11 protein-coding genes are annotated in these 13,583 nt (G+C 60.3%); 2 read left to right on the forward strand and 9 right to left on the reverse strand.

Annotated elements, in window-relative coordinates:
• The first annotated feature begins 55 nt into the window (after nt 1-55).
• A complete protein-coding gene (locus CCC_RS06555) occupies nt 56-2,440 on the forward strand; it encodes a methyl-accepting chemotaxis protein (protein WP_082036529.1) in 2,385 nt (794 codons plus the stop codon).
• A 240-nt stretch (nt 2,441-2,680) separates the two neighbouring features.
• Here CCC_RS06555 and CCC_RS21090 read toward each other — a convergent pair whose 3' ends face one another.
• The 9 genes from CCC_RS21090 to CCC_RS06600 all read right to left on the reverse strand — a co-directional run bounded on the left by CCC_RS21090 (nt 2,681) and on the right by CCC_RS06600 (nt 11,428).
• Nucleotides 2,681-3,157: a phage terminase small subunit P27 family gene (locus tag CCC_RS21090; protein WP_052472960.1), complete on the reverse strand. Its 477-nt coding sequence runs from the start codon at nt 3,155-3,157 to the stop codon at nt 2,681-2,683.
• Nucleotides 3,158-3,504: 347 nt separating this feature from the next.
• On the reverse strand, nt 3,505-3,852 hold the full coding sequence (locus tag CCC_RS06565; protein WP_009868338.1) for a phasin family protein: 348 nt from the start codon (nt 3,850-3,852) through the stop codon (nt 3,505-3,507).
• Nucleotides 3,853-4,028: 176 nt separating this feature from the next.
• Nucleotides 4,029-7,619 (reverse strand): PriCT-2 domain-containing protein, encoded by a 3,591-nt coding sequence (locus tag CCC_RS06570; RefSeq protein ID WP_041040381.1) that lies wholly within the window; start codon nt 7,617-7,619, stop codon nt 4,029-4,031.
• Nucleotides 7,620-7,678: 59 nt separating this feature from the next.
• Nucleotides 7,679-8,035 (reverse strand): hypothetical protein, encoded by a 357-nt coding sequence (locus tag CCC_RS06575; protein WP_009868336.1) that lies wholly within the window; start codon nt 8,033-8,035, stop codon nt 7,679-7,681.
• Between the two features lie 40 nt (nt 8,036-8,075).
• Entirely contained in the window at nt 8,076-8,876 is an 801-nt protein-coding gene (locus CCC_RS06580) for a hypothetical protein (protein ID WP_009868335.1), read from the reverse strand.
• Entirely contained in the window at nt 8,873-9,262 is a 390-nt protein-coding gene (locus CCC_RS06585; RefSeq protein ID WP_009868334.1) for a hypothetical protein, read from the reverse strand. Before CCC_RS06585 ends, CCC_RS06580 begins: the two co-directional genes overlap by 4 nt.
• Before the next feature lie 164 nt (nt 9,263-9,426).
• Nucleotides 9,427-9,621 carry a helix-turn-helix transcriptional regulator gene (locus tag CCC_RS06590; protein ID WP_041040383.1) on the reverse strand — a complete coding sequence of 65 codons (195 nt, stop codon included), beginning with the start codon at nt 9,619-9,621 and terminating at the stop codon, nt 9,427-9,429.
• Nucleotides 9,622-9,699: 78 nt separating this feature from the next.
• On the reverse strand, nt 9,700-10,137 hold the full coding sequence (locus tag CCC_RS06595; RefSeq protein WP_152619713.1) for a hypothetical protein: 438 nt from the start codon (nt 10,135-10,137) through the stop codon (nt 9,700-9,702).
• Entirely contained in the window at nt 10,076-11,428 is a 1,353-nt protein-coding gene (locus CCC_RS06600; protein ID WP_009868332.1) for a tyrosine-type recombinase/integrase, read from the reverse strand. The genes CCC_RS06595 and CCC_RS06600 overlap by 62 nt, the downstream gene beginning before the upstream one ends.
• Before the next feature lie 690 nt (nt 11,429-12,118).
• Between CCC_RS06600 and CCC_RS06605 the strand changes: the two genes are divergently transcribed.
• Nucleotides 12,119-13,579: an SMP-30/gluconolactonase/LRE family protein gene (locus CCC_RS06605; RefSeq protein WP_152619714.1), complete on the forward strand. Its 1,461-nt coding sequence runs from the start codon at nt 12,119-12,121 to the stop codon at nt 13,577-13,579.
• Nucleotides 13,580-13,583: the final 4 nt, after the last annotated feature.

Consider the following 13,583-nt stretch of genomic DNA (forward strand, 5'->3'; position numbering starts at 1 on the left):
TTCAATCCAAAAGATGACCTGAGTGCGAGGAAGTGACATGACGGGAAGTGGGGGAATGGGCAGCATTCTCAGCAAATTTTCGCTGAAAATGCAGATTGGCTCACTTGTCGGTCTGGCCGGTATCATCCTACTGGTCTGTGCCGCGTCTCTTTGGATTGGAGGAGCATCCATTGAAGCCTCAAAGGCTGTGGCTACCAAAGAAAGCATTATAGGTGGGCAGGCAGCGGAGATGGATCGCGCCTTGCTCAATGCCCGCCGCCACGAAAAGGACTTTCTGCTGCGTAAAGATGCCAAGTATGTCGCAGAGCATGGCAAATCCTTAAAACTCGCTCATGCAGCCCTGGATTCCATGGTGTCGGCTATGGCTCCACAGGACCCACGACGAGGACAGGTCGAGACGGTGCGCCGAGGTCTCGCCAACTATGAAAATCTGTTCGCCAAGACTGCTGCGGGCTGGACCCGAGTGGGTCTAACGGAAAAGGACGGCCTGATGGGAACCCTTCGGGGATCTGTCCATGATGCTGAAACCATCCTAAAAGACCATGACGACCTGCGGTTGGCCAACCTCATGCTGATGATGCGTCGTCACGAGAAGGATTTTCTTGCCAGACTTGATCCGAAATACATTGACGAGATTGACACCCGGGTTGCCGAGTTTGGAAAGGCCCTCTCAGTTTCGGTAATTCCGACTAACATACGCCCGACCGTGCTTGATCGGATCGGCAGTTACCAGCGGGATTTCAAGGCTGCTGCTGCTGGGCTTCTCGATCTCGTTGCCACGACCAAATCCCTGAGCGAGAGCTACGCGGCTATTGCTCCTGTCATCACAGAACTGGTGGAACAGGCACACGCCGGGATGGTCGCATCGACAGATCAAGCTGAGTCGATTGGCAATGCCGTTAGCCGAATGCTGAACCTTGTCATGCTGGTCGGCTTTGCAGCCATGGTGATTATCGGGACTGCGATTACACGCTCCGTATCTCGCCCCATTGAGGGCATAACGAGGGTCATGGGTGAGTTGGCGGGCAATAACATATCGGTCATGGTGCCCTTCACCGAGCGTGGCGACGAAATCGGGGCCATGGCCAAGTCGGTCAGCCACTTCAAGGATCAATTGGGGCGCGTCAAGCAACTAGAGGCCGACCAAGCGGAGCAAAAACGTCGAGCCGAGGCGGACCGGCATGCCGCAATGCACCAGTTGGCTGACACGTTCGAGGAAAGTGTCGGTCAGGTAATCCACACCGTCACTTCGGCAGCTACCGAACTACAAGCCGCGTCGAGCCAGATGGCGGGCACAGCAGCCGAGACCAGCGCACAGGCGACCACGGTCGCGTCGGCGGCCCAGCAGGCATCGGCCAACGTCGAAACCGTCGCTGCCGCGACCGAGGAATTGACGTCATCGATCAATGAGATAGCACATCAGGTTGAACGCTCCCTCACCGTCTCGGATCGTGCCAGCGAAGAAGTAGGAGAGACTACGGCACAGGTATTGGCGCTGGCTGATACCGTCGGCAAAATCGGAGAAGTCGTCCAACTGATCAACGACATCGCCGCTCAGACCAATCTTCTCGCACTCAACGCCACAATCGAAGCGGCTCGGGCTGGTGAAGCAGGCAAGGGCTTCGCCGTCGTCGCTGGTGAGGTCAAGAATTTGGCCAACCAGACCGCGAGAGCGACCAGCGAAATCACTGGTCAAATCCTGGCAGTTCAAGAAGGCACGCATGCTGCTGTCGGAGCCATCGAGCGCATTGCAAAGATTATCGCGGAAATGAGTGAGACGAGTTCGGCTGTGGCGGCGGCGGTCCATCAGCAGACTGCTGCGACTGGCGAAATCGCCCGCAACGTTGAGCAGGCGGCAGTCGGCACGGACGAGGTATCGAGAAACATCGGTTCGGTCGAGATGGCTGCCAGGGACACTGGGGCCGCCGCCGAGCAGATAGCAGAATCCTCTGCCGACCTCTCCAAACAGGCAGAGTTCCTTCGTCACGAGGTTGGCCGGTTTCTAACCCAAGTGCGGGCCGACAAGAAGCACATGACCCTATTGGAGTGGGATGTCTCCTTCGACACTGGCATTGAAGCCATCGACCGGCATCATCGGGGTTCGTTTAATCAAGTGAATGAATGTTATCGCCAGATGATGTCGGGTGATGGCGGCCAGAATTCGCTCGTCCTACTCTTAGATGTCGCTGAGCGAATGAAGCAGCATTTTGGTGAAGAAGAGGAGGAAATGGCTCGGCACTGCTACGCTGGTGCCGATGACCATCGCGGTAGCCACAAGTTATTTATTGATCGTATGAGCGAGCTGCTACGTGCTGTCGAACTCAAAAATCCCGATGCTGAATCTGAGATGTTCAACTACATCACCTCATGGCTTCGACACCACATCGTCAAGGATGACAAGCCCCTTGCTATATTTCTCCGGGACAAGCTTGTCGCCTGATGCCGACGTTAAAACAACTTTGGTTCTAGAGGTGTGTCAAAGTTTGGTGCTGGAAGCCAAGCCATTGCGGACGGCTCAAATTGGCACTGACCCGGCATAGCGGACGTTCTTTGTGAACGGCGGGTGTCTGGGGTAGAGCGGTCAGACACGGCCAGAGGCATCATCGGGGACATTGCCACGGCGAGAGCCCTGCCCATATAGGCGGTTAGGTGTTTGCCCCAATCGATTAGGGACGAAAAGTCAGAGGAATTCGTCCCATTCGCTCTTGGTCGTCGCCTCGGATTCCTTGATTCCCAGGCGCGACCGCGAGAGAAAGTGCAGCCCCAACTCGCCCGCCAGACCTCGAAGACTGCGAGACGTTGATTCAATCACCAATCCAAAGGGCGAGGTCTTGGAGCCTCCAGCGGCAGTCGGAATGGCGATCCCGGTCTCGGCCATGGCGGCGACGGCTTGGCGGTAAACCGACCACTGTTCGCAATAGAGTTGCAAGTGATTGCGATCCAGGGGCGACAGCATACCTCGCTCGCGCAGCAGGGGTGCAAGGCGTTGCCATTCCGCCAGGGCGACGCCTTGCAACTCTGGCGGCGGGGCGGTCACGTTGTCGGCCGGTGCTTCCTTGACGGCTTTGATGTTCTTTTTCGGGGTAGCGGTCCCGGCTTTGCACCGGGTCCCCTGCAGTCGGTGTATTTCAGCAGACTTGGCCAGTGCACCACGCATTTCGAGCCTCCCTCCTGTAGGATAAAACTACAACATATCAATATGATAGCACGGATCGCCGGGCGGCGAAAATAAGTTTGGGCATCGGGCCTACCCGCGTTTTTCCCCGGCGTCGGTGAAGCACCCCCGTTCCTGTAGTGATTTGCCATCCCCCCGGCTATTATCAGGTTGCTAATCGTGATGCTCAAGCCTCCCGATTAAGAACTCAGCTGGTGCTAATGACGCTCGCCGCGATATGGCTAAATATTGTCACGGCCAGCACGCTTCTCGAGACAACATGAAAAAGCCGCATCCCGGTTACGGGATGCGGCTTCATTCAGGAAGACGCTTGAAAGTAGCGGATAGCCTTACTTCTTAGCGGACTTCTGCGCGGCTTCGACCTGCTTCTTGACCGGTTCGAAAGCGGCGGTGAAGACGGTGGTGGTCAGTTCGGCAATCTTGCTGCTGTCGGCGACAGCGGCGTCAACGGCCTCTTTGACCAGCTTCTGCTGCAACGAGAGGAAATCTTCCGGCGACTTGACCGAGGCCAGTGCCTGGATGGAGGCGGTCAGCTTCTCGGCATTCTTCGTGGCCAGAGCCTGATAAGCCTTGGCCAGTTCCTGGAAACCGGCGATGGCGGCATTGCCGCTCTGGGTCAGGGCTTCGGCATTGGCTTTGGCGGCTGTGGTGATCTGGTCGAAAGCGGCGGTCGGCATTGAGATTATCCTTGGTTTGGGTTTGCGCACGATAATGCTGCGCTGCAACATGCCCCCTTTATACGTACGACATAGAGAAAATCAAGAGAGATGTTGCGGCGCAGCATTTCGGGATTGTCATAGCCCAAGAGCGTCAGTGCCGCCACCGTCTCAGCCCAAATCCGCACGACCACCATCTAGCCCGTCAGGTCAGCACTGCTTTGCGCTGCCGACACAGCGGCCACGATTGTCTGATCGAAACCAGGACGCGACAACCACTCGTGCAGCATATCGGCATCGCCAGACAACTGGACACGACCATCGCCCAGCGCCACCATGGCCATATAGTTGCACTTGGCTCTAACTGGCTCACAGACGGCCAGGGCACCAGCCCAGACCGTGACGGCGGCGGCGACAGCGGCGGCGGTCGGATAGCGTTCGGCGTCCACCAGGATGGTTGCACCCTTCCGCTTTCCTGCGGTCTGGTAGCGGTATTCGGTAAAGGTGCGAATATCGGTGGTTCTCCTATAGGAGTCTCTTATAGGAGTTTCACCGATATTCGCGCTTATCAGCCAAGACCGGACAGAATCCAGTTGCTCCTTGATCTCCGGGTGATCCCGGAACCATTGCCGGGCCGCGTCGGCAGGGTCGGCCGCCTCGCCGAACAACTCCTTGCAGACTCCAGCGACACCGGCCCAATTGGAGGGCACCAGCCCACGGGCCAGCATCAGCCCGACCGGGTCCACCCCATTTATCACGCTATCCCAGGTCACCCATTCGTCGATCTCGATGGGCAAGGGTACATTGGTCATAATGACAATCTCCACGGGGTTGGCGGCCGTCCGGCGAACAGATCGGGCGCGGGCTTCGGCCTGGATCAGCGGGGCGTCGGTAATCTGCCATCGGATCGCCTCGGCGTCGGCATCAGGATGGTAATCGGCGGTCATCGGGCGGCCACTACCACCCCGGCCAAGGGCGACCACCTCGGCCCTCAGATAGCGGTCACCCTCGACCGGCACCGGCAACCGCCCAAACAGAACGGACGCTATATCCTCGGCCACCCGTACCGGGACCATAGGCCGGGAAACGGTCCAGACTTTGGCCACGTCCCGCCAATCGTCCACCCCGGTAAAGTCGCCAAAATGAGTGACGTCGGTTGCACCCATGCGGGCCGGATCAGTCAGCGTCTTAGGGGTGGCCATACCGATTCCTGCAAGGTGCGCCTCGGTGTCCTGGGGCATGATGGCCAGCCCGCGCTTGCCCTCGGCGGCCAGGGCCGCAGCCTCGATCTCCAACAGCAACCCCGACCGCTCGGCATTGTTGGCGGCGGTCACGGCATCCTTGCCAGTGACCTTTTTTCCGGGGGCAATCTTCCGGTAGGCCACGGCCGAGTCATAGACCTGGATGCGGCGGGCATGGGGCGCAATCGCCTCGGCCTCGGCCACCACCAGGAAGCCCGGCAAGAACGCCTCGGCCAAGTGGGGATTCATCGTGGCATCAAGGTGCAGGATAGGCGCGGCCAGCCATGCCGGGCGGATATCCTCCCGCCAGCGGATTCGGACACCCTCGACGGCGACACCGCCCACCGGAATGGTCCCACGCACCAGATAGCAGGCTTCCGGCTCCGCATGGTCCATCAGATGGACAACGCCAGCCCAGAACCGGGCGCAGGCGACCGACCGGCGGTTATTGTCGGCCCATTGCGCCGTGGCCTTGTCCACTTCGTCTTTGGTCATGCCGGGACGGATCACGGAGTCCAAGTCATGCTTCGCGTTCAATGCCAGCTTGCGCGCCTCGGCCGCCATGGTGGCCGTGATCCCGGCCGCCTCGAATGCTTCACGCGAAAGACGGCCATGGGTGGCCGCTTCCGCAATGGCGGCGGCCAGCGATGCATACCGCCTGTAGGCATCCTCAGCAGCTTTGCGGGCGGCCTCGCGCTCCGCCTCGGACAGCGCCACCAGCTTGCCGTTGATCCGGGTGGACTTCCGGCCCAGATCGAACTTGGGGCCGCGCTTTAGCTCGTCGAGGGTGAGACCGTAGGGCCGCTCCACACCGCCGGTCATGCCCAACCAGGGGGATTCATCGATAATCACAACGTCAAAAGGGTCGCGCCCCTCCCGCTTGAAAACCTTCGGCGGCGGGCTGGTCAGGGCAGCATGGGCGAAAATCCAGATACTGGCGACCTGCGATTCCTGTCGGCGATAACCGCACGGGGCGATGGGCTTGGACGGGTGGTCCGGGTGGAATGGGCAATACACCCGCTTCATGCCCTTGCCCTTCACGCACAGGGCATCACGGCCGCCACCAGCCCGGCGCAGCACCTCGGCCGCCTCTTCATTGGGGCACATCCGGCGGCCGGGATTCTCGGGGTCTTCGCGTTCGGCTCCGCGCCAGATCGCGGCCACCGGCTTGCCCGCCATGGCGTTGATGCGGGCGGCGATCCCGTCCGACAGGCGATGGGTCGGCACCATGATGGCTATCAAAATGTCCGGGTGATCGGCGACCAAATCCAGGGCAAGCCGGATAGCCACTTCGGTCTTGCCAATGCCCGCGCCGACCTTCGCGCCCCACCGGGGAATGTCGGTATCCTGGGGCCGGTCAAACAGCTTATCCGCCAACCCGGACACCAGCCCATAATCGTCGTCGGATTCCCCGCTGTCCCCCGTCCGGGCGGCCACCAGGGCAGCTTGACGGCGGGCGGCGTGTTCCGGCACGGCGGCGAAGAAAGGGGCCAGGGCGGCCCGCAGATCGGCGGCGGCTTCGTCGGCGGTCATGGTGGGCGCGGGGAAGTCCGGCTCCGGTGATCCGACCCAACCATTACGGCGGGCGTCGCGCAGGATGGTGGCACATGTCACACCACCGGCCGCCCCTCGGGGTTTCAGCCCGGCCCATGTGGTTTCCGTATAGTCGGCGTCGTATTTATCCGACCTCTCCGACCAATCCCGCCAGAGGTCGAATCCGTCCTCGCCGAACGCGCCTTTCAGGGCATAGGCATAGCGGACCCAGTCATGGTAATCGGCATCATTGGGCACATGGGCCAGCGCCTCGGCGACCCGCGACAACCCCACGTTGTTGCCGGTTACCGAGGTGCGCCGATCACCTCCGCTTGTGATCGCCGATCTACCGCCCTTCGACACCGCGCCATGGCGCGCCAGGATCACGCGGACCTCGGCCAAGAACGCCTCGACCATCTCGGCCGTGATGGCGGTCAGGCGATCATGGGGCCACGCCAGAAGGTCGCCGGACGGCCACTGGTACGGCTTGCCAGTGCCTGGGTGGATGGCGGCGGCAACAAACTGTTTCCCGCCGCCGGACAGCACCTCGACATTGTGCCATTTGTAGCCCTTGGCGGCGGTATCATCGCCCGGAAAGGCGCACTCGCCGACACTGGTGTACGGCATGTCCTCGGGGCCGCTATAGACCCGCAAACGCTTCGGCCATGCGCCGATGCGGACAGGGGCCGGGCCGAGGATTCGCTCGGCGGCGGCGTCGATCTCGTCGGCCGCCTCGGGGTGCCGGACGTCAATATCGATGGCCGGGGTGGCCAGGGCCAGAACGCCAATGCCGTATTTGGCGGTGCAGGGATCGATGGACCATTCCGCGACCTGCTTAACGGTCAGGTTCCGGGCGTGGATCGGCCATCCCCTCTGATCCGGCCGCTTGGTGCCAGGGTCCACCGGGATGACGTAATACCCGGCGCGGCGATAGGCGACAGCGTCCCGGCCGAAATACGGCGGCGCGTCATCCTTGCCCACATCGGGCGAATCTGGTACATCATGAAAGGTCATAGTTACTTACCTTTTACGGCCGCTCGGATTGGTCCTCCGGGCGGCCGTTTTCATTGGTTTCAGTCGGGCGACAATGCCCTCGGCTTCGGGCTGGACAAGGCGACCAGCCTCACAGGCCCGGCGGTCAGTATGGCGTGGCCGACCCAGGCAGCGAGACCGGGGGCGCGGCGGGCCGCCTCAAGGGCGGCGTCGCGGTCCTCGGCCACCAGGGCGGCGACCATTTCGCAGATGACCGGCTTAGGGGCACCGGCCTTGAAGAGTTTGGACAGCAAGGCGGCCCGGATTTCCGGGGCGGCTGCATTGACCAAATTCGCGGGGGCGTACTTTTCGCCCTTCATGGCCAAGTCGAAATGCCGGGTCAGATGATCCGGCAGCCATGCCCGGACGGCGGCCAGGGCGTAGTGGGGGGCGGTCATTCGACCGCCCCATTACGCCCATATAGGTAAGGGGCGGAGGTCACCAGCACCCCCCGACCCGATCGAATTCGCCCCGGAAATCGTCGAGCTTCTTCAGCAACGCGACCGCGTCAGCAAGCCGCATTTCGCCACGTTCGACGGGCTTTGCTTCAGCGAAAAATTCTTCCTGATCAGCCGCAGCTTCGGGGATTGTGAGGCCCTTCGGCGAAAGCGTCGAATGAAAGCGGTAGTTCGCCACCTTCCAGACCCAAAGACCGCCGTGGAGGTCTGATGCCTCCGCCATGCCAATCCTGGCCAGAAGAGCGACCCCGCGATCCTTGAGGTCGTAATAATCACGCTTCACAAAAGCATGCTCCCGCGCAATGCCGTACATCTTGCGCCGATACGTTGCCGATGCCGCATCGCGGCGGCGCTTTGCCGCACGGTTGACCGCGAAAATGGCTTTCGCGATGTTTTCCGGTGTCGCCTCCACCTCGACCGGCACCACCGGCGGGCGGCGGCGGCGACCGGAAGGGCGGACTTGATTGGCCGACCACCAGTCGCCCCACCCAGACCAGCACCACTTCGACTTGGCGGGAATCGCATCGGGGATCGGCTCATAGCCGAGGCGTCGCCATTCGGTCGTATTCTTGAGGTCAGGTTCGTCCCGGACAAGGAAGGCGGCGACCTCATCCAAGGTCGCCTCATAGGCGCAGCCGAGAACCACGTTGTTGCGGAAATCGACGAGTTGATACAGCCCTTGATTATTGCTGTGGGGCTGGCCACGCAGGCGCGACTTGATCAGGCGGTGATCCAGGCGAGCGGCCTTGCGGCGGAGGGCGGATTCGGTGATGGTCATCATGCGGCCTCCCCGGCGGCGACCCGCTCCGACAGGATGCTATTCATGACGCCGATCAGCGGCACAAGCATGCCGCACGGCATGTCGGCGGTAATGCCGCGCAACAGCTCCGCCAACAAGTCAACATAGTCTTCGCTCGGGTCATTCCGGGCAACGTCGGCCATGTGCTCGGCCAGAGCCGAACCGACCGCGCCCTTGTCGAACTTGTACGCGGCCATGAGGGCGGCCATGGGGTCGAGGTTCTGACCTTTGAACTTGGTGAACTGTGTGGCCACGGGGGCGACCTTGTTGCGAGTGTTGAACTTGTTGATCTCGACGGCCAGGGCGATCTCGACGTCGGCGAAATGCGACAAGAAACGGGCGAGGGTAGCGGGGCGATTGGTATTCATGATGATTCCTTTCGGGGAAATTTGGGGGTGGTAACGCGTTACTTTCGGCGTCCCGGCTGGTCACGCGTTACCTCGCTGGTAGGCGAGACGGATCAGCTCCTTGAGGCGACGCGCGCCTTGGGCGTTGTATTCGTGGAGGGCGTCGTTGAAGGCGTTGGAGATAGTCATGCGGCAACCCCATTGTTGGAGTTGCGGAGCGACGCGGCCCAATTGGCGATAAGGTCCGCTTCCCAGGCGATGGAGCGGCCAAAGCGAATCGGTGCGGGGAACTTGCGTTCGTCAATCATCCGCTTGAGCGTCATGCGGTTATTGACGATTCCTTGTTCGACAAGGTCTTTATATCGCAGAAGGGTTTTCATGGGGGTGATCTCCGTCACTTGTTGTAACTGGAGAGCACCCTAGCCAAACCGTCCGGGAAGATGCCCCGGTGTTCCCAACTATTTTTTCGGCAGCAATCCCATGTCGCGCAGCCCGCGATTCACCGCCCTTTTGACGGTGTCCGGCTTCATACCCATGTCCTTGGCCAGTTTCTGCAACACGGCCTCTTTACTCTGTCGAGAATTCCGGGCTTGTGCGAGCTGGTACAGCTCCGCCCACTTGCGGTCACGGTCAATGGTGGTGCGGAGCTTCCCACCCTCGGAGGACCCATCAAGCGACACCAGACTCCGGGCCGCTTCTCGGTGCAGTTCCAGAAATTCGATAACGTCATGGATCGCCGCTTCGGCGGCGTCCTCGGCTCCTTTTCGGTAGGTGGCGCAGGACTCGGCGGAGTATCCCCCCTCCTCATAATTGTCGGCCAGATTGCGGGCTGTCTTACGGAGCATCCGTTCGAGCATGGCCTTCAGTGATTCGGCCCGTTCTTTCGCTGCGGTCATTCTCCCCCCCCACCACCTTGGCGACAAAAGCATCCCAGTCGGCGAACAGCTTCTTTTTCTGGGGGAGATATTTGGCGCGGTTGTAGACGCCAGCCACACCAGCCTTCGTCCCGGATATATGGTTTACGGCAGCCTCAACGATGTGCGGATCGGCGTCTAGTTCGTCGCCAGCCATGGTGACAAAGGTCCGCCGAATATCGTGGAAGGTCCAGCCCGGCATAGGCTTGCGCTCATCCTTGGCGCGGCGGGCGGCGATGGCGGTATCTATCCGCTTCTTTGCCTTCGAAAATCCCGAAATCGGTGCCTTTGTCGTCGTGGTCAATATCCACGGGCAACGGCGGTACTTCGGCAGTCCGCCCAAGATGGTGGTGGCCGTCTTGGCCAGAGGAATCAGGTTGTCGCGGCGATTCTTGGTCCGCTCACCCGGCAGCGTCCAAAGTGGCCCCTCCCCATCCAGGTCCGCGAACTCCGACCACACCGCCTCGGCCACCTCCTTTTCGCGTTGGCCGGTCAAAATCAACAGCTTGACCATGGGCCCGAAGGGATGCCCTACGGCATCGGCTGCGGCCCAGACGTCGCGCAACTCCTCTACCGATAGCACCCGATCCTTGGTGACGGCCGCTTGCGGTTTGGGGACCGTGAGGGTGGGTGGAACTTGGATCAAATCGCGCTCCGCACACCAGCGAAAGAATTTTGAGAAGTACCGGCGTTGCGAGGCAGCCTTGGCCAGGGCGCCCCGTGCGGTGATGGCGTCCAGCACGTCCAGCACATCGCGCTTACTGATCTCGGTCACCATCTTGTCAGTCCAGGCGGCCACGTCGGTGCCTTGTAGAGCGGCTTTGTATGCCCGTGCGGTGCTATCCCTGAGCCCGCCCTTGGCTTGCCCGACATGTTTGGCCATGAAATCCTTCACCACGGCCGGGAACAGCAACTTGGCATTTACCGCCCGTTGGGCCTCTTGCATCTGGGCATTCGCGGCCTCGCGCTCGGCCCAAACAATCCGAGGGTCTTTTCCCACGGAGGCAATCGCCATGGCGTCCTTTGCCTTGGTGCGTGCCTCTTCCAGGGCGTCGCGGCGCATCTTTTCATCCACGGCATCGGCGGGATACCAGCCGAGGGTGATACGGGTCAGCTTGGACCCGATCCGCAGCAGCGCGAAGAAGGTCTTAGCCCCAGAGTAATTCGCACGCACGCCGAAGCCGGATGTGGTGGCGTCGTTATAATCGACCTGCCCGGCGGCGGGCGGTGCCATCCGGTCCAGAGCCGCGACGGTGAGTTTCATCTTGGGCATGCCGACCTCATAGGTAACATAGGTAACACGAGTCGGAACTCGGACAGCGCGGCATGCGCTGTTACCTATTGTAATATACAGTGATATCAGATTGAGCAATATCCTTGTGTTTTGGCGGCTTATGCCGCTATGGACTCGCTAACCTTTTGGCCGATTTGTTATGTCGTGAGATAACAGGATACCCCGCCGCAACGGCCTCTTAATCAGCTGGCCCAAGGTTCGAGTCCTTGTGCGCCCACCAAATTCAGGGGCCCCGGAAGCTACGGCTTCCGGGGCCTTTGACTTTTTGGCCACCCCCGGATTGGTCAGGAAGGCTGTCATTGGTTTGCAGCCCATTCCGCAAGTGGTTTGCAAACTCGTTCCCTACGAGTTCCCATCACCGCCCCTCCCGGCCCCTTAACCGGCGCTTGCTGGTTTTGAGCATTCACCGGGGGAGGGTCAATCATTCCGCCTTTCGACCGGACCAGAACACCGCTACATTACCGACCGCCAAGCGAATTGGCCTTATATTGTAGTTTTACGAGTCTGGATATGAAATCACTTCAAGCTATCTCATTGCGTGGCGCGGCCGTGGCATGCTGCATTACCCTTGCCGTCCTATTCACTGGTTGCGCGCAACAAGAGATAGCCGCCCCGCCCCCCCAGCATTGGATCACGACCGAACGGCCCGCTATCCTGAGAAGCGCTGCGGTGACCCGCTATCACATGGGCCTGACAATGCCCATCTATGGACTGGCGCTGGTGGATCATCGGCTGCTGTTCAATATTCACCCCAACCCCCGGGAAACCTGGAGCAACTTCCTGTTTGAACTCGATCTGGCGCAGAATCAGGTGAGGCCAGTGCCCATCACCGGGCGCGACGGGGTCGATCGCATGTATTTCCTTGTCCCGGGCGCGTCCTCCAAGCTTTTGGCTGGCTATTACCAGGGGCAAAGCGGATATGTCTATGAGATCAGGCTCGATGGACCCAAGGCCGTGGTGGAGGCGGTCCACGAGACCTATATGACCTTCCCCATGGGGCTCTTCAATGATGGAGGGACGAGTGGACGTTCGGCCCTGGTAAGTGCCGCGACTCCGGTCAGCCTGAATCTTGATACCGGCAAAGCGAACGACCTGTTGCCTTTGCCCTCCCTGGCGTTTTCTCCCCAAGGCATCATCCGGCTGAAGAATGGTACCATCCTGATTGCCGACACACCCATGAGCAGGTTAATTGCGATCAACTCACCTCAGGACATCAGGTATTTGAACCTGCCCGACGGAGTCCGTCCCCGTCAGATGGTCGAGGACGACCGGGGCCGAGTCTTCATCACTTGCACCGACAAGGCCGACGTCAAAGGACATGTCCTGATGATGGATCGGGACCTGAACCTGTCGATCCTGGAACAGTCACGGGCCTTACTGACTCCGCTGCCCGAGAAAATACATCTGGAAGGAATCGACTTCGACCCCATCCGCCACAAATTGTATTTCGCAGAAATGTCCAACGGCGTCGTAATGGAAGTCGATATAGATAAGGAAACCTATCTACCCTCAGGACGTGCCGTGCTGGAACTCGTCAATGCCGCGGAAGCGGTCATGCCCACGGACACGCTCATGCCCCTTCTCCAGATGTTTGCAGCTGGCACCTCGGATGCGGTACGCAATGTCCCCATCCCAGCCACGGGACGGTTGACCAGCTACCCGTTTCAGACCGCCAACAATAAACTCGTCAACTGGGAAAGTTATGCAGGCCGCCCCTATCGGGTGGTCAACGATGGAAGCGAGCCAAAGAACCGAGGTAGCGTCACCATCGAGACCGGTGCGATCCCCATAGCGTTGCGCCCCTTGGTCGAAAACGTCCCAACCAATTCATATTATGATACCTCTTTGGCGGGCAAGACCGTGGTGGTCTCGGCCTGGGCGGACGGGGTCGCGCCTCAATGCGTCCGTGTCGGATTCTATCGCGGCAATTCGATGCAAGCCGGATTCGGAGGGGTGAACGGCAAGAAAGGCATGTCAGAACCGGGGGTCTCGGAATTGCTGACCTACCGGGGGCAGATTGACCCGCAATTCACATCGTCAAATCCGTTTATCCTGATCGCCGCCAATTGCCGCGTCAGACTGCATAACATCCAGTATTACTCCTGCGACAGCAAAGGTTATGATTGCTAAGCTT

The sequence above is a fragment of the Paramagnetospirillum magnetotacticum MS-1 genome (assembly GCF_000829825.1).
GTDB classification, from domain to species: Bacteria; Pseudomonadota; Alphaproteobacteria; order Rhodospirillales; family Magnetospirillaceae; genus Phaeospirillum; species Phaeospirillum magnetotacticum.